A 17,726-nucleotide genomic window follows, 5' to 3' on the forward strand; every position below is an offset into this window, starting at 1 on the left:
CCACTCAAACGACCAAGAGAAAGTAGAATGATGTTTTCTACACAAAAAAAGTTCCAGCTCAAAAGAGCCAGAACTTTTCATCAAAGTGTTTATGTAGAGCAGACTAGCGAATGTGTCCTTGTGCACCGCTTAATTGCTGTTGCGCCATTACAACAAGATGCTTCGTCATTTCTCCACCAACAGAACCATTTGCGCGAGCCGTTTGTTCCGCGCCAAGCTGAACGTTAAGTCTCCCCGCAATTTCCGTTTTTAATTGATCAAGAAGCTGTTCAGCACCTTGAACTAAAATAGGATTACGATTTGCCATGTTTATCACTCCTTTCCTTCAACAGCTTATATAGGTTAATGTTCCTTTCACTTGAAATTTTATACAACATCCCTCAAAAAAAAGATCCCTGGCTATCGCCGAGATCTTTTTTTCTTTTTAAGCTTTTTTACACTCGTTCCAGAGGTATTGTGCAGCAGCGGAAAGAACCGCCGGACTTAATAATTTCAGATATATCAACTTCAATTACTTCATAGCCTCGTTTCCTTAACTCTTCATTCACTTCTGTATTCATTGGCAGGCTGATAACCCGCTGATTACCGATTGATAATACATTGGTTCCCATCGTAAACTGCTCTTCTTCTGTTACTTCAATTAAGTCATATTTCATGCGAAGTAAATTTAATTCTTTCTCATGTAAAGCTGGTGAAAATACGAGCGCTTCTGTAGGTGATAAAATATTTAACACACAATCAAGATGAAGGTAAGATCGGTCAATAGGAATCGGAACAACCTCATACGTTGGAAGCAGCTCTTGGATATGCTCCACACCTTCTCTACTTGTACGGTCGCTGAGCGCAATAAAAATAGCTTGTCCATCAATCAGCACATCTCCACCTTCAATGGGATGGTCCGGTACCTGATGGAAAGGAATACCTTGCTGCTGCAGCCACTCTGCTAGCACTTGTTCTTCTCCACTTCGAATTTCGCTGCCCATTTTCGTGACAATAATGGTATCTCCGAGCGTATAGCCAATATCCCGCGTAAATACTTGTTCTGGAAATGGCTCTTGTGCAGATAGCCCGATGACTTCCACTCCTTCTTTTTGAAGACATTCCACAAATTGACGGTGTTGCTTTGAAGCCAAGCTCTCATCAATATTTTCGTCCGCATAGTGCTTTTGTGTTTCATTAATAATTTCTTCAATTTTCATATATGTAGGTGGGCAAACAATCACACGCTTTAATGTATCATACTCATTTTTACACCCATAACTATTCGTCATTTTAGCTGGCTGTTTCATTTGCATCTTTTTAAATCCCCCTTCGTGCATTTATGTACAGTGTTCCCTAAATCTCCTGAAACATAAACACGATTTTGCTGAGGAAACACCCCTGCTTCTCTGTATAAAAACTTTTTCAGGCAAGAAAAACAAAAAAACATAATACTTCTTCTAATTACAATAACTGTTAGTATAAAATAGTCTAGTAACTGTACAAAAAATTGGAGGTTAATATGAATAAAGTAGCGAACGCATTATATGCGAGCAGGAAAATTTTATTAATACTATGGATCATCCTAATTGTCGGATTTGGCTTTTATGCGGCTAAGCTTCCTTCTGTGCTGGGAGGAAACGGATTTGAAATGAAAGGAATGTATAAAGTTACCGAGCAGCTTTTAGTTGATAAATTTGATGTTAGTGAAGCTCAGGTTATCGTTTTGTTTTTAAAAAAAGACGGAGTTTCTGACTCGAAATTCCAGCAAACGATCGCTCAGTATATGCAAAAGGCAAAGGACAAATCAGACGCGTCGAAAGTTGACATACCAACGGCTTCTAACAAGATGATAAAAGGAAGCACAGCGTATGGAATTATCCACTTTAATCACGATGATGGAACGATGGATAAACGAGTGGAAAAGATCAGAACTCTTTCGGCTGAAGAAAAAGAAGTTAGTGTAAAATTAACCGGTGGTCCTATTATTGAAAAAGATATGAATACAGCAAGCCAAGCTGATTTAGCAAAAGCGGAAGCCATTGGCATTCCTGTTGCTTTAGTTGTGCTTCTTCTAGCTTTTGGCGGCGTGGTAGCCGCTGCAATTCCTCTTATGATAGGAATTGTAACCGTTGTTACTACCATGGGCGTTGTCTATTTCTTTCATCCGTACACAGAGCTATCCATCTTTATTTTAAATGTGATTCCAATGATTGGATTAGCTCTTAGTATTGACTTTGCCCTTTTATTTATTAATCGCTTTAAAGAAGAAATTCAAACAAAATCGGTAGAACAAGCAATCAAAATTACCATTCAAACAGCGGGACGCTCGGTCATATTCTCAGGATTATGCGTATTTATTGGATTAGCGGGAATGCTGTTTATTCAAGTGGATATTTTCCAAAACGTCGCTCTTGGAGGAATGGCTGTTGTTTTTATTGCTGTGTTTTCAGCTCTTACGCTTCTTCCTTCCATACTGGCTATATTAGGTACACGCATTAATCGTTTACGCATCTTAAAAGTCAGTGAACAAGGCGGTCAGTCTAGGTGGCGTTCATTCGCTACATTTGTCATGAAAAAGCCTGTAACTATGACGATTGTTTCTCTTATCATTTTGTTAGTAGCACTTATTCCCGTTCGAGACATGCATCTAGAGATACCGTCTTCAGAAGCGCTCCCAACAAAATACGAGTCCCGTCAAGCTTTTGACACATATAACGATACGTTTATAAATAAAAATACGGCAGACGTTTATTTTGTGCTAGAAGCTAAGCAAGATATGCTGAATGAAAAGCCTTTAACAAATGCCTTTACTTTTATAAAACAATTAAAAGAAGATTCGTTAGTTAAGCAAGTCGATTCTATTTCTACCGCTTTAAACGTAAAATCGAGTGATCAGCTTCAAGCTATGCTGGAAAACCCGCAGATAAGTGCGCAGACAAAGCCAGCTGTAGATTCGTTCATTAACAGACATTATATGCTCATAAAAGCTACGCTAGATACAGACCAAAATTCAGATCAAGCAAAAGATTTTGTTCGAAAATGGAAAGACAAACGTTCACCTTTCACCGTTCATATTGGCGGCTATCCAAAATTTGAACAAGAAATATTCGATGAAATTTATGAAAAAGCTCCCTATGGTTTGGCTCTTGTTTTATTTTCAACGTATGTCATTTTAATGATTGCTTTTCGTTCCGTACTCATTCCTTTAAAGGCTATCATTATGAATATTTTAAGCTTAACAGCTACGTTTGGTTTACTTGTATGGCTATTTCAAAATGGACATTTAGGTCTTACCGAATCTAATATTGCTTTAGTACTGCCAGTCTTTGTTTTCGGCCTTGTATTTGGGCTTAGCATGGACTACGAAGTCTTTTTAATTTCGCGCATTCACGAAGTGTACCATCAAACCCGCGATAATAATGTGGCAACCGTAGAAGGCTTAGCTTCCACTAGTAAAATCATTACGAGCGCTGCTTTAATCATGATTGTGATTACAGGAGCCTTTGCTTTTACAGACGTAACTCCTGTTAAACAAATGGGTGTAGGAATTGCTTTAGCTATATTTATCGATGCAACGATTGTCAGAATGCTTCTTGTCCCTTCTCTTATGAAATTGCTTGGAGATGCCAACTGGTGGTTTTTCACTAAAAAAGTCGATAAGTCCAGTTCCAACGAACAGTTAAAATCCTAATAAAAAACCCGCTCACTTGAGCGGGCTTTTTATTGAAGATTTCTTTATCGACTTAATTTAGCAAAAGCGATAATACCTTCTTCGTCGTCTAATTCCAGTTCTAGTCCTGCTGCGTATGGGTCTACGTTCATTTCCGTATCCAGCCAAAAGCGCAGCGCTTCAATAATGTTCAAAGTAATATGAACCTGCTTACGATCATGTACGTATGACTCTGCTGAAAAACCGTAGTCATCATCATACATTAGCTCAATCTCTACTTCTTGAGGCTGAACTTGTTTTTTTTCCGCGATATACAAACACATCGCATTGATAATATCTTGTTCAGAAATTTTTATTGTCTCCAAGATTTCACTTCCTCATTTTTACGCTTGTTGCTACGTACGCTTTGGAATAACTTTACTACAAGAAGAATTAAAGCTACAATCACAAGCATGTTTACCATAAAGCCTAAAATTGGGCCTAATGGTCCTAAGCTAGATAGTAAGCTTCCGAATAATAAGCCCGCAATTCCTCCCATTAAAAGACCTTTCATTAAGCCGCCACGCTTTGAGCTAGCCGCTGTACTCTTAGATGATGAATTTTTAGACGTATTGTTTTGCTTAACTGAATTACTGTTATTGTTTTTAAATAAGCTTGATTGGTTATTGCTTCCGCTGTCAAAAGAGCGCTTTCCTGATTTATACCCTTTTGCGCTTGCTACGTTTGAACCGTCATGAATAAGTGATCCACCGACTGGTGAAAACACAACCGCTAATGCGATAAATGCGGCCAATAATTTTTTTACCATTGTTTTCCCTCCACTAAATGACTAACGTCACATATGTTTTTTCATATATGATTTCCATATATGTTCCTACGTTTCATCATACCAAAAGGTTTCACTTTTTTATATAAAAATGCTTCAAGCTCCATCAAATGTTCATAGGATTAAACGTTTGCATGTATTTTGCTACCTTCGCCTTTATTACTAATTAAAGGATATAGGTGCTTATATGACGAATACCATACGAGAAACAGCGCCTCAAAGATATAATAAAATTCATTAAAAATTGGCTTTGGAAGCTTCTAACGCTGTACATTTGCAGTTAATTGATGGCCAATGCTTCACGTTATCTACTTGCCCTTTCATAAATAAGAGCTTTCTCTTATATGAATATGTATAGATAGACTAAAGTTAAAAAGGAGAGATACGATGTTGAATGAACAGCTCCCATTATCAACAGCAAATTTATCAGATGCAATGGAAGGTGCAAACCACTTAGACTTTTCTATTAAGCCATTGCAGCGCCATTACAAACTATTTGGGCCGGCTCTTACCGTAGATACGCCTGCTGGTAATAATTACTCAGTGCTTGAAGCGATTCGACTAGCGGAGCCCGGAAGCGTGCTCGTCATTGATGGAAAAAGCTACTGTAACCGTGCCTTAGCAGGAGATTTCGTAGTAGCCATGGCGAAGCTTGTTGGAATAAGCGGTATTGTACTAGATGGTGTTATACGAGATCCGGAAGACATTGAAAAGCTTAATTTCCCTGTATTTTGTAAGGGCTCTACGATCGCAGCAAGCAGCAAAGAAGAAAAAGGAAAGGTAAACGAGATCATTTCCTGCGGGGGCGTGAAGATCCGTCCTGGGGATTTTATTGCAGGTGACGACGGTGGAGTCATTGTCATTCCAAAGGAGGAAGTCGAAGAAGTATTAGCAAAAGCACAGGAAAAGTGGCAAAAAGATAAAGACAGAGAAAATGAAGTATTAGTTAGCAAAGAAACGGTATATACGTATTTAGATAACGCCTTAAAATAAAAGACCTCCGCTTGGAGGTCTTTTATTTGTCATATTGTAAAAATTCTAATCGATTTCCGAACGGGTCGTGGACAAAAAAACGCTCTCTCCCTGCAATAGGCTCTTCTTCAGAAAGAACGCAGCCCGAATGTGCCAACTTACGTCTAAGCGTCTTGATATCTTCCACGACAAAAGCTGGATGCGCTTTTTTAGCAGGTATGTAGTCATCTTGAATACTGATATGCACTTCTTGAGTTCCACATTGAAACCATATGCCGCCTCTGTGCCTCAAATTTTCCGGCTTAAGAACAGTTTTCATTCCTAAAAGATTTTCATAAAAATTTCTTGCTTCTTGCTCGCATCCTTCTGGACCAAGAAGCTGAACATGATCAATTCCTAGAAACATCCACAAACCCCTTTCAAAAAACGTCTTCCTAAAAGTTATTAATCAATGACTCTAGGATTATGAATAACCTGCAGTTCTTTTACAGCTTGCTTCATTTCGCTTTTGCAAATTGGACAAGTTGGCTGATCTCCGCTTTTAAAGTTATCTCGAACCCAGCAATTACACGTATCTGATGTACATTCCCAAACTTTTGTTTCTTCAATAACAGCCGGCTCTAAATTTTTACGATTATACATACACATCGTCTCCTTTAAACAGTACTTTTTAAGTGGATAATAAATGAAGATTAACTTAGCGTGTAAATGTGGTAAATGGTGCAAGATAAAGTGATACTATACATCCGTAAATCAATCTTTGAGGAATACATACGGCGTCTTGAAAGACTAAAATAAAAATGAAGTTATAACAAAGCAGATAGCAGTTGCTTTTCTTAAAACAACGGGATAGTCTGAAAAGAACAAAAATGAAGATCACAAAAATTATATATTTTACTATTATAACAGAGTTTATATTTTTTTACAAATCAGCTTCCATTTACTTATTTTGCTTTTCATAAAAAAAGCGAGCACATGATTAGGCTCGCTTTTTTTCTTATCGAGTTTGTCCGTTTCCACTCATAATATATTTAATTGTCGTAAGCGCAGGAAGTCCCATTGGACCGCGTGCATGAAGCTTTTGAGTTGAGATCCCAATTTCAGCTCCAAATCCTAAAGCTCCTCCGTCAGTAAAACGCGTAGATGCATTATGATACAGTGCGGCTGCATCCACTAAAGACATGAAGCGTGAAACGGCTTGTTCATCTTCTGAAATGATGGCTTCAGAGTGTTTTGTTCCATATGTTTCGATATGGTCAATCGCTTCATCCACACTCTCTACTACTTTCATTGCGATTGCTAAGCGCAAATACTCTTCAGCCCAGTCTTTTTCAGCCGCTGGTTTTGCTCCAGGAATTTCACCTACTGTCGCTTTGTCACCATATACTTCAATATTATAATCATTGAATGCTTGAATCAATTCTTCTTTATGAGAATCGAGCCAGTTCTTGTGTACAAGAACCGTTTCTGCTGCGTTACACACCGCTGGTCGATCTGTTTTTGCATTAATCAAAATCGGAATGGCCTTCTTAACGTCAGCTTGTTCATCGATATAAATATGGCAGTTTCCGACTCCCGTTTCTAACACGGGAACCGTTGCGTTATTGACCACCGCTTGAATCAATGAAGCCCCTCCGCGCGGAATTAGCACGTCAATATGCTCTTTCATTGTAAATAATTCTTGCGTAGCCGCACGATCTGTACTTGAAATAAACTGTACCGCTTCTTTAGGAATTGGCGTTTCATCAAGAGCTTTATGAATAATGTCCACGATAGCTTGGTTAGATGAAATAGCTGAAGAGCCGCCTTTTAACACAATGGCATTTCCAGATTTCAACGCTAGCCCTGTTGCATCTACCGTGACGTTTGGACGTGCTTCATAAATCATTCCGATAACGCCAAGAGGCACGCGTACTTGCTTTACATCTAGACCGTTATCCAATGTCCAGCTTGATAAGATATCTCCTGTTGGATCGTCTAGCTCAGCAACTTCACGAAGGCCGTTAGCAAATTCTTTTACACGTTCCGCTGAAAGAGCAAGGCGATCCATCAGCGCTTCGTCAAACCCTTTTTCTTTACCGTTTTTTAAGTCTACTTCATTTGCTTTTAAAATATACTCCGTGTTGTTTTCAAGTGTAGAGGCAATCGTTAACAGCGCATCATTTTTTTGTTCTGTTGTTAGTAAACTTAATTTCTTAGCTGCTTTTTTTGCTGAAATAGCTTGTTCTTCTACTGAATACTTTTCATTTGTTTGTAACACCAAATCACTCCTGGATTCGTTTTAGTTTTGTTTGATTTTAAAGTGTGAGGCATAAGAGGTAAATGCAATCATGCAAAGAAAAGGAAGGGCTCCTTTTCTTTACAGCATGTTTGCTTACAAACCGACCGGTACTGGAATTTCTAAGTGACACACTAGACCTTCGCTGTCTACAATCGGTTGATCAATTGGCTCATTCAGTGCAAGTTCATCAGATGAATAATTTGTCACGCCAAGAGCCAGCTCATTTTCGTCTTTATCTAGAATACGTACAACTGCTCGTTCACTAAAGTGGCCTTTAATATATTTAACATGCTCGCGAAGTAAAGGCTCTTTATCTTCAATAATTGCACGTTTCGCGGCATCTTCGACTACTATTTCCCCTTCAGGACCAGAGTTAAACGCAATCCACTGCTTTTTCTGATTAAGGTTCGCAGAATCATCTTCAGATTCAAAATACGTTCCTGTTGCATCTCCGTCAACCGCTTGTGTTAAGATGTTTGGCACGCCGGCTCTTCCTAAAAATGCTGGAATTCCTGAGGCCATAGCAATTTTGAACGCGTCAATTTTCGAGCGCATACCGCCTGTTCCAACTGAACTTCCTGAATCTCCTGCAGATTCTTCGATTTCTTGCGTGATTTCCCCTACGTGAGGAACTAATTTTGCATTTGGATCCTGGCGAGGGTCCGCGCTGTATAAGCCATCGATATCCGATAAAATAATAAGCAGGTCGGAATCCACTAGTCCAGCAACTTTAGCTGAAAGTGTATCATTATCGCCAAATTTTAATCGATTGATGGTTACCGTGTCGTTTTCATTGACAATTGGCACAATGCCGCGTTCTAACAGCACGTTAATTGTATTTCGTGCATTGTTGTAACGATTTTCGTCTGAAAAATCGTCTCTTGTAATTAAGATTTGAGAAGCAACGTATCCATGTGATAGAAACAGTTCTGAATAAGCTTCCATTAACAGTCCTTGACCGATTGAGGCAGCTGCTTGTTTTTCAGGTAAAGAGCTAGGTCGCTCTAAGCAGCCAAGCTTGCGGTACCCTGCAGCTACAGCTCCTGATGAAACCAACAGCACTTCATGACCGCTATCTTTTAAGTCTACGACTTGATCCACAAGGCGCTCGAGCTTCCGTCTGCTGATTTCGCCGTGTGAACTTGTTAATGAACTACTTCCAATTTTAATTACAACCCGCTTCTTATTGTCGGGACTCATCAAATCACTCCTAGTGTGTTCTGTATGTTTTCTTGTTTATGATTATTTTTTTGTGGTGAGGAATTCACGAAGAAGATAAGTGACGAATTAATTAGTACTTGCCACTTTTTGTAGTTGAGCACTCATTTCTTTTGAACGCTTTGATGCTCCTTTGACTGCTTGCATCATTGCTTCTCCGCCGCCGTGTTTAGCTAAGGCGGCTAAACCAGCTGCTGTTGTACCGTTTGGAGACGTCACATTTTCACGAAGCTCCGTCGGCGTTTCATCTCTTTCCATCATCATTCTTGCTGCACCGTAAATGGTTTGGGCGCCAATTTCACGTGCTAGCTCAGGATCGAGACCTTCTTCTTTAGCTGCTTTTTCGATATGCTCCATAAGGAAATAAAAATAAGCGGGTCCACTTCCGGCAATTCCTGTGAAAATGTCCATTTGTGGCTCATCAATCACGTATACTTTTCCGATTGCAGAAAGCAGCTCTTTTGCTGTTAGCACAGCATCCATTGCAGCATATTGACCTGGAGATATAGCCGTTGCTGATTGCTGAATCATACTTGATGTATTCGGCATCACTCGAATGACCTGCTGTTCATCATGCAATAACTCTTCCATGTAAGAAGACGAAATCCCTGCAAGAACAGATAGGACAAGCTGGTCTTTGTTGATTTGAGGCTTTAATTCGTTTAATGCCTCTTCAGCGCCTTTTGGCTTCATCGCTAGAATAAAAACATCAATGTCATCTGTTTTCAGCTCGCTGCGCTTTACTGCTGTGATACCATATCTATTTTCAAGTTCATGCAGTCGCGCATCATTGCTTCGATTTGTTACGATAATATTTTCAGCAGGTAATTTCTTTGCATTGACCATACCGGAAATCATCGCTTCAGCCATTGATCCAGCACCTAAAAAAGCAACTTTTTGTTTTTGATCCATCAAATCTCCCCTGTCATTTGTTCGTATTTTTGTTCTCGTTTCTTTCAACGGTTCCTATAGTAACATGCTGAAAAAGAGTGTCAAGTTGGATTTAACCGTTTTTTTCCTCCTTGAGCGTATAACCTTATGCATATGTAAGCGTAAACAAAACTTTTTTAAATATTTTTTTCTGCAAAAAAAAACGATTTTTTTTATAAAAATACGTTTATATAAAGAAAATCGGGGCATACTATATAGTTTGGACTTTTAAATTTTTTTGCAAAAATAGAGGAATTTTGAAAACGTTATTTGAACAATATAATAGGTTTGCTAAAATGAACCTATGTACCAGCATCTTGGTTTTTTAAAAAAAATTTACTTTTGATGTAAACCACGCTGTGCTGTCGACATTAAAATAAACAAAACGACATACAATCTACGAAGTGTCTAAACATTATTGGAGGTTCTATTATGAAGAACAACTCGTTTTCTACAGTCCCATCGTCTTCAGAAGGAATAGAGAAACAGGATTTACACGTTGTGGGAATTGGCGCTTCTGCCGGAGGGTTAGAAGCTATTGAGCAGTTTTTCGCTAATATGCCTTCACCAAATGGAATGGCGTTTATTATTGTGCAGCACCTTTCCTCTAAATATAAAAGTTTTATGCCAGAACTTTTAGCAAAAAAAACAGGAATGAATATCAAACTGACACAAGACGGGATGACTTTACAAGAAGACACAATTTATTTAAATCCTCCCCATCATTATGTGACCGTTGTTGATCATACTCTTCGCCTTCGTCCTTATGAAGAAAATGATCAGGTAAAGTATCCGATTGACGCCTTTTTTCATTCTCTGGCTGCTGCAAAAAAACACCGGTGCACAGCCATTATTTTATCGGGAAAAGGAAATGATGGAACAGGAGGAGCAAAAACGATACGAGAGTATGGCGGAACTGTACTTGTACAAGATGAAAGCACAGCAAAGTACAGAGATATGCCCCTAAGCGCTATTGATGCACACCTTGCTGATTATATTCTTTCTCCTGCTGATATGCCTGACCTTGTGCAAACGCATGTCAGCCAAACTGAATTTACATATAATGAAGAAACGCTGCAATACATTTATTCATTAATAAAGAAGAAAACAGGCATCGACTTCTCTATGTACAAAAAAAACACGGTGCTGCGACGACTTGAAAAGAGAATGGCTTTACTCGATCCGCCCTCTCAAACGATGGAAGAATACCGGGACTATTTATGTAAAGAAGCCGAAGAAATCGTCGAACTGCAGCGAGACTTGCTGATTGGAGTGACACAATTTCTTAGAGATAAAGAAGCATTCTCTATTATTGAAGAACAAGTCATCCCTCAATTAGTTGAAAGAAAGATTCATAGTCAAGAAGATGAAATCCGCATCTGGGTAGCAGGTTGTTCTACTGGTCAAGAAGCATATACATTAGCTATTTTGCTTCATGACTATTTATCAACAATCAACCGTTACTTCGATGTCCGAATCTTTGCTACGGACATCGATCGTCATGCAATCAAAAGAGCTAGTCAAGGTATTTATGAAGAAGCGGAAGTTCATTCCTTCTCAGCAGCTCAGATTAATGAATATTTTGAGCAAACAAAACACGGGAGTTATCAAGTTAAAAAAACAATCCGCAAAATGATTGTTTTTGCCCCCCATAATATAGGAAAAGACTCGCCTTTTGTAAACGTTGATTTAATTAGCTGTCGAAATATGATGATTTACTTCCAAGCTGAACTGCAGCAGCGCATTCTGTCTCTTTTTCATTTTTCTTTGACAGAAGAAGGCGTACTTTTTTTAGGCCCTAGCGAAACAACGGGAAACTTGTCTGATTTGTTCCGCCCTATCAACAGTAAGTGGAAAATATTTAAGCGTTCCGGACAGCCCAGCCGACAAATTACGGGAGCTTTTAATCTTTCAAAATCCAACTTGCATGAAGGTGATTTTTCTAGCGTGCCGCTGCCAAGTCAACTTTATAAGCCTCTTCCTTCGCTTAAATTAGATGAGATGTATCAGTCAATGATTGATTACTTTATGAGCCCTTGTCTCGTATTAAATGAATACAACGAAGTGATATTTTGTTCAAAAGAAGCGACTCAGCTTATTAACGTTCCTGTAGGGGAAATTAATTATACAATTTTCAAAATGGTTCCTGTTCACGTCTCTTTAGCCATTGGAGCAGCTATTAAACGCGTAAAAGAGCAAGGTATGAGCGTATGCTGTCAGCACATTGAGTTTGTCGTAAACAACGTGCAGCGCCGCTTTAATATTACGATATCTGCTCTTCCAACAAATCACTCTCTTTACTTACTTATGTTTGATGAACAGACAGATAGTGCCATTATTGATAAGGGAGAGCCCATGTTTCTTAATCAAACAAGCTCTATTAGTGAGCTTGTAGTAGATTTAGAGCAAGAGCTTCATTATACGCAGCAGCATTTGCAAACGACGATTGAAGAGCTAGAAACAGCAAATGAGGAGCTAAAGTCCACGAACGAAGAACTGATTGCTTCCAACGAAGAGCTGCAGTCCACAAATGAAGAATTGCAGTCTGTTAATGAAGAGTTAATTAGTGTTAACAACCAGTATGAGCGAAAGATTGAAGAATTAACGGACTTAAACAACGATATTGATAATTTATTAATCAGCACAACTATTGCTACCATCTTTTTAGACGAGCAGCTGAATATTAAATTATTTACGCCGGAAACGAAAACAGTGATCAACGTTCTTCATCAAGATATCGGAAGACCTTTCTTTCATATTTCGCATAACTTTAGATATGACCATCTAATCGAGGACGCAATGCACGTTTTAAGAACAAATAACACCCTTCAAAAAGAAATTCAAAGCTACGATAACCAATGGTACAGCATGAAAATGATGCCTTATCGTACAAATGAGAATTTAATTAACGGTGTAGTTATTACGTTTATTAATATTACAGAAATTAAACGGTCAAATGAAGAATTGGCTATTACATCATTTGCAGTTGCTCACAGTCCTACGGGCATTTTTATTACCGATCATCAAGGTAAAATTAAGTACATTAATCAAAAGTTCATGGAACAAAAGCATGCGCCGCAGGAAGTATTTGGTTTACACCTTTATGACTTATATACAAAAAAGCTGGGGGTTAAAAGATTCCCTAAGATTTGGAATGAAGTATACAGAGGAGAAAAATGGAACGGAGAAATTTCCTACGTTCAAGAAGGCGGAGAAACCGTTTGGGAACAGTTAGCCTTAATGCCTGTTAAAAATGATCAGGATGAAATCATCCATTACATTGGGTTAAGCGAAGACATTTCACAGCGCAAACAGTCGGAAATGATGCTCAAAAATTCAGAGATGCTGTCAGCACTTGGACAGCTGGCTGCTGGCATTGCCCATGAAATACGAAACCCTCTTACATCATTAAAGGGCTTTTTACAGCTTATGATGCAAGAAGAAACGTATAAAAAAGAATATATGGATGTCATGATGTCCGAGTTTAACCGCTTAGAACTGATCATTAGCGAACTGCTCATTCTAGCCAAACCCGAAGTCGTAAAATATGAAAATAAACAGATAAATTTAATTCTTCAAGACGTATGTACGCTGCTGCATACACAGGCCATTCTTAAAAACATTACTATTTCAACAGATTTTGAAGAAAAATTACCTGTTGTTCATTGTATTGAAAAAGATATGAAACAAGTATTTATCAACATGGTGAAAAATTCTATTGAAGCGATGGATGACCCCGGGTCTATTCTGGTGGTATCTAAATTTGATCCAGATACAAATCAAGTAGTGGTCCAAGTGATAGATGAAGGAAAAGGCATGCCGAAAGATCGATTAACACGAATTAGCGAGCCTTTCTATACAACAAAAGAAAAAGGAACAGGATTAGGATTGATGGTGAGTCACAAAATCATTAGTAATCATAAAGGAAGCATTTCGTATGATAGTGAAGAAGGAAAAGGAACAACGGTAGAAATCCGATTGCCGCTTTCTTAATGTACTTTGTTCTTCTGCCTTAAACATTCAAGCTCCTGATTAATTACATCTTGGATGTCAAACAAATGTGTAGAGACCAATTCAATATATTCTCCTTTTCCTGCTTCAATTACGTCAGAGCGGATAATACTTAGGAGGTCTTGAATGGTTAGCACATTTGTCTTCATTTCTCGAAAATGACGCTGAAGATCAACTAGCTGCATTTTTTTCGCCGTTTCTACATCTGTTTCCCTGACTGAAAAATCTTGGTTCACTTGTGATGAGTCTTGCATAAGCATAGAGCGAAACTGTTGAAGAGTTGATTGAACACTCGTCATATGCTCATGAATAGGATAGCAGAAAACAGCGTGCAGCGAATGATAGGCTTCAGGCTTAAAATGAAAATCAAAAAGAGCAACCGGGTTAGAAAACGTGGGCATATTTACTTCGATTTGTACTTCTTCCTTTCCCTGGAGTGCTCTTTTTACTTTTTCTTGGCTGTCTTCATCAACTAGATCTAAAAAGTTCTGAACAGGCGGGAAATTTTTCGTGACGCTTGGTGTAAATTCAATTATTTCGTTGTCTTTATTGAGTAAAAACATTGGAACCGGAATGTGTTGAATCGGCAAACTGATCATATTTCTTCCCCCATTGCTAACATTTTATCTTGCGTCGAACTTTCTTTATTGTTGATTAGAAGCCAGTCTTTAAAAGCTTGAATATGATTAATGAATATGGTTCTTGAAGATCCTGAAGCCGACAAATCGTGCTTGTTGAGAAGCCTGCTGCCTACTAATACAAGAGGACTTTGCGGCATGTTTTCAATCTCAGCAATGTATTTTTGTAAATCAGGCAGCAAATGCACTTGTGAGACAGATAAGCACACTACATCAGGGTCCCATCTTTCAATGCTTTTTAGAGCAAACCGCAGCGGCAAGTTTGCTCCTAAATTTTTAACTTCCCATCCCTGTTCTCTCATAAGTCCTGCAATCATTTTAATACCTAAGTAATGCTCTTCTCCTTCAATGCAAAAAAGAAGTGCTCGATGGCGCTGAAGCAATTGATGCTGTGACTGCTGAAAGCGAGTTAACACATAGTCACAGGCTGCAGTAGCCAGATGCTCGTCCGCGACTGAAATTTTATTTTCTTGCCACCTTTTCCCTATCTCGTACATTGCTTCTGTCAGAAACGTGTATACGTCAGTTGAAGAATGGCCTTCTTCTATATATATAGCAATGAGCAGCCAGCTTTTTTGAACGTTTCCTTCTAGCAAACAATCAGCTAAAGCCGCTATATTACGAGAATAAACGATAAGGTCACGCCCTTTTCCTAAAGTTACAATAAATCTCTAGGCAAAACTTCCTTTTTGCACGATGGACAACATGCGTAGACGCCTTTATTTTCATCATACTCTACGTTCATTGGCTGCTTGCATGCTTTACATACAGCATGTACGTAGTTTAAATATTTTTCCACTAATAAACGTGTTGCCCCACTTGTTTTCCCGCAATAATAGCAAATAAACCTTACTTTTCCTTTTTTTGTTATCTCTACTTCTCGCATATGCTGACAAGATTCACAGCGATCCCAGCTGCGAAGGTAATTGTTCAAAGAATATTGTGGTTGATTTGTTTCTATATACATTTTCGTTTCTTGATTTCTTGTTTTATCTTCGGTAAAGTCAATTGACCGAATAAGCTGTTTAGCGCCTAGCTTTGATTCAATTCTAGCTGCCATAAATGCTTCATTCTTTCCGCCATAAGGCATATTGATCCATATAGTGGATTCATCGATGATAAGCAGTGACATCGGAACAGCAGATGAAATGACATGAGCACCGTCAATTCGAACTTCTGTTGGTTCACGAGTAAGAACGGTCACTTCACCTTTAAACGAATGTAACACATCCCGTATTTCTTGAGGAACAAGGGAAGCATAAGGAATACACAACAAAATCTGCTGCCGAGCTTGATATAAGTCTTTTTTTAACTGACTGCTGTTCGATGGATGGTACCAAATCAATTTAGGATGCTGAATGACTTCTTTTAAAAATTGCTGAGGTTGATATACTTTTTGATTTTCGTTAAAGTGGTTGACCAACTTCCATAACGCTCGCTCCTTTGGCACATGCTGCTGTGCAAACGACTCGTCTGAAAGCATAATAAATTTTCCTTTTGAACGCGTCACCGCCACATTTACCAATCGATCGCTATTTTCATTTGTTAAAAGTAACCCTGGTTTTGACTGCGGCTTTGTATCGACCGTATCAAAAATCATGATATCTCGTTCCGCGCCTTGAAATTTGTGTACGGTTGCTGCAATTATATCGCTAGCTGGTTCAATATCTTGAAGAAATGCGTTGATCAATTTAGCTTGAGACTTATAAGGAGTTACATAGCCAAGAGTAGCCGAAGAAGCTTTGCGTGCCCGCAGCATCAAACTTACCGCCAAAACAGCCGTTATCACATTGTAACGTGAGCCGGAAGCGACATCTCGCATAGCGGAAGAATGCAAATGACCAATGTTAAGCATAAACGCTGCTTCATGAGCAAACGGCCGGCTGCCTGCTACCACTTCTCGACTTGTTGTGACAGATGGATGATCTGCTACTCGATTGCTGTAAATATAGCGATTTGTAAAAGCTGAGATATCTTTATGCATTCTTCTTTGCTTCGTCAGCATAAAAAGATGCGGGTGTATCTCACCGCTTTCTACTTGCTCTACAAGACCCGTCTGCTCAAATAAATCTCGCTGCAGCCAATTCTTCACTTCAGCATGAGAAGATTGAGATACCGGGGGAAGCTGTTTAAAATCGCCGCATACGACAATTCGTTTTCCTAACGTAGCTGCAAAAGCCATTTGCGGTGCATATGCCATGCTAATTTCATCTACCACAACCATATCAAATTCACTTTGATAAAGTAATCGGTCAATAGCCGCTTTTGATAAAGTAGTGCCTACAATATACGCTTGATCAAAAACATTTTTCTCCGCTTCAATCCACTTGTTACGAAGGGCGTTTAGCTTTTTGTTAACTTGCTGAAGCTGGTGAGCTCTATTGGGATACCTGCTTAAGTAAACTCGTTCTTCTTGTAGCTCACGCATCTCCTGAGCTAAATCCGGATCATCTTCTCCAATGACTTCTTCTACTTTTATATTTTCTAAGCCGCTGCTTTTTGTTGCTCCGTATCGAATGAGTTTTCCTTTTTTCCAAGCTTCTTTCTTTTTTAACTGACGCGCAGTTTCTTGCAGCAAACCGTCCACCGCTGCATTACTGTGAGATAATAAAAGAATCCGCTTTGATTTCCGGTAATAGCTTGCCGCGATTTTGGACAGCGTATATGTTTTTCCAGTTCCAGGAGGACCCCAAATATACGTAGTACGGTTATAACGCGCTCGCAGCAACACTTCATGAAGAGGGTTCTTAGACGTATACTCCTTATGACGAACAGGACTATCACCTCTCATAAGACGTTTGATTCTTACTATTTTTTGCTTGTAATCTTTTGCTTCCGTGAGTCTATCAATGAGAGCCTGCAATAATTCCCATGGTTCGTTATATATATCGAGTTCGTCTACTTCTTGTCCAATAAATGCATCTATTTTAAGGTACAAATCAAATCCTTCTGTTCCGATAACTTCTCCTTTACTTTCTTTATGCTGGTGGATAAGACGTACCTGAGCTCCATCAAAAAGGTATAAATCGGCTGTGCGTTCAAACCGGTAAAGATACGCATCCTCCTGCTGCCCTAAGTACTCTCCTTTTCCTACCGTATACTTTTCTCCGCCGTGTTTCTTCATATAATTAATCTCAATTGAAAGTGCGCGCACCCATGCTTTTAAATATGAAGAGATAGAGCGTTTTTCCATAGATG

General features: G+C 38.9%; 15 protein-coding genes. 3 read left to right on the forward strand and 12 right to left on the reverse strand.

The window, feature by feature from the left end; all coding sequences use genetic code 11:
• Window positions 1–103 precede the first annotated feature (103 nt).
• On the reverse strand, window positions 104–307 hold the full coding sequence (locus LAV82_RS18775; RefSeq protein ID WP_499716701.1) for an alpha/beta-type small acid-soluble spore protein: 204 nt from the start codon (window positions 305–307) through the stop codon (window positions 104–106).
• A gap of 127 nt (window positions 308–434) precedes the next feature.
• Window positions 435–1,295: a dimethylarginine dimethylaminohydrolase family protein gene (locus LAV82_RS18780; RefSeq protein ID WP_499716702.1), complete on the reverse strand. Its 861-nt coding sequence runs from the start codon at window positions 1,293–1,295 to the stop codon at window positions 435–437.
• 206 nt (window positions 1,296–1,501) lie between these two features.
• Here LAV82_RS18780 and LAV82_RS18785 point away from each other — a divergent pair, with 206 nt between their 5' ends.
• Window positions 1,502–3,673, forward strand: a complete 2,172-nt coding sequence (locus LAV82_RS18785; protein ID WP_499716703.1) for an MMPL family transporter — start codon at window positions 1,502–1,504, stop codon at window positions 3,671–3,673.
• A gap of 44 nt (window positions 3,674–3,717) precedes the next feature.
• On the opposite strand, the gene LAV82_RS18790 is transcribed toward LAV82_RS18785, so the two are convergent.
• Together LAV82_RS18790 and LAV82_RS18795 are read right to left on the reverse strand one after the other, a co-directional pair.
• Window positions 3,718–4,017 carry a YxcD family protein gene (locus tag LAV82_RS18790; protein WP_013056994.1) on the reverse strand — a complete coding sequence of 100 codons (300 nt, stop codon included), beginning with the start codon at window positions 4,015–4,017 and terminating at the stop codon, window positions 3,718–3,720.
• Complete coding sequence (locus LAV82_RS18795) at window positions 4,005–4,460, reverse strand: hypothetical protein (protein WP_013056993.1); 456 nt, start codon at window positions 4,458–4,460, stop codon at window positions 4,005–4,007. Before LAV82_RS18795 ends, LAV82_RS18790 begins: the two co-directional genes overlap by 13 nt.
• Window positions 4,461–4,865: 405 nt before the next feature.
• On the opposite strand from LAV82_RS18795, the gene LAV82_RS18800 reads away from it, so the two are divergent.
• A complete protein-coding gene (locus tag LAV82_RS18800) occupies window positions 4,866–5,471 on the forward strand; it encodes an RraA family protein (protein ID WP_499716704.1) in 606 nt (201 codons plus the stop codon).
• A 22-nt stretch (window positions 5,472–5,493) separates the two neighbouring features.
• Here LAV82_RS18800 and LAV82_RS18805 read toward each other — a convergent pair whose 3' ends face one another.
• The 5 genes from LAV82_RS18805 to proC form a co-directional block, all read right to left on the reverse strand.
• On the reverse strand, window positions 5,494–5,856 hold the full coding sequence (locus tag LAV82_RS18805; RefSeq protein WP_013056991.1) for a VOC family protein: 363 nt from the start codon (window positions 5,854–5,856) through the stop codon (window positions 5,494–5,496).
• A gap of 38 nt (window positions 5,857–5,894) precedes the next feature.
• Complete coding sequence (locus LAV82_RS18810; protein ID WP_013056990.1) at window positions 5,895–6,092, reverse strand: cold-shock protein; 198 nt, start codon at window positions 6,090–6,092, stop codon at window positions 5,895–5,897.
• Window positions 6,093–6,447: 355 nt separating this feature from the next.
• Window positions 6,448–7,710 carry a glutamate-5-semialdehyde dehydrogenase gene (locus LAV82_RS18815; RefSeq protein ID WP_499716705.1) on the reverse strand — a complete coding sequence of 421 codons (1,263 nt, stop codon included), beginning with the start codon at window positions 7,708–7,710 and terminating at the stop codon, window positions 6,448–6,450.
• A gap of 114 nt (window positions 7,711–7,824) precedes the next feature.
• Complete coding sequence (gene proB / locus LAV82_RS18820) at window positions 7,825–8,931, reverse strand: glutamate 5-kinase (RefSeq protein WP_013056988.1); 1,107 nt, start codon at window positions 8,929–8,931, stop codon at window positions 7,825–7,827.
• 87 nt (window positions 8,932–9,018) lie between these two features.
• Window positions 9,019–9,861 carry a pyrroline-5-carboxylate reductase gene (gene proC, locus LAV82_RS18825; protein ID WP_211078678.1) on the reverse strand — a complete coding sequence of 281 codons (843 nt, stop codon included), beginning with the start codon at window positions 9,859–9,861 and terminating at the stop codon, window positions 9,019–9,021.
• A gap of 450 nt (window positions 9,862–10,311) precedes the next feature.
• Between proC and LAV82_RS18830 the strand changes: the two genes are divergently transcribed.
• Window positions 10,312–13,872, forward strand: coding sequence for a CheR family methyltransferase (locus LAV82_RS18830; protein WP_499716706.1), 3,561 nt, complete (start codon window positions 10,312–10,314; stop codon window positions 13,870–13,872).
• Here the strand turns inward: LAV82_RS18830 and LAV82_RS18835 are convergent.
• The 3 genes from LAV82_RS18835 to LAV82_RS18845 are packed head-to-tail and all read right to left on the reverse strand — an operon-like array spanning window position 13,869 to window position 17,721.
• Window positions 13,869–14,489 carry a hypothetical protein gene (locus LAV82_RS18835; protein WP_499716707.1) on the reverse strand — a complete coding sequence of 207 codons (621 nt, stop codon included), beginning with the start codon at window positions 14,487–14,489 and terminating at the stop codon, window positions 13,869–13,871. The two genes, LAV82_RS18830 and LAV82_RS18835, sit on opposite strands and share 4 nt — an antisense overlap.
• Window positions 14,486–15,193: a cobalamin B12-binding domain-containing protein gene (locus LAV82_RS18840; protein ID WP_499716841.1), complete on the reverse strand. Its 708-nt coding sequence runs from the start codon at window positions 15,191–15,193 to the stop codon at window positions 14,486–14,488. The genes LAV82_RS18835 and LAV82_RS18840 overlap by 4 nt, the downstream gene beginning before the upstream one ends.
• The gene (locus tag LAV82_RS18845; protein ID WP_499716708.1) at window positions 15,187–17,721 is read right to left on the reverse strand and encodes an AAA domain-containing protein; all 2,535 of its coding nucleotides are present in this window, start codon (window positions 17,719–17,721) and stop codon (window positions 15,187–15,189) included. The genes LAV82_RS18840 and LAV82_RS18845 overlap by 7 nt, the downstream gene beginning before the upstream one ends.
• Window positions 17,722–17,726: the final 5 nt, after the last annotated feature.

This window comes from Bacillus sp. ILBB4 (assembly GCF_035064545.1).
Lineage (GTDB): Bacteria > Bacillota > Bacilli > Bacillales > Bacillaceae_H > Priestia.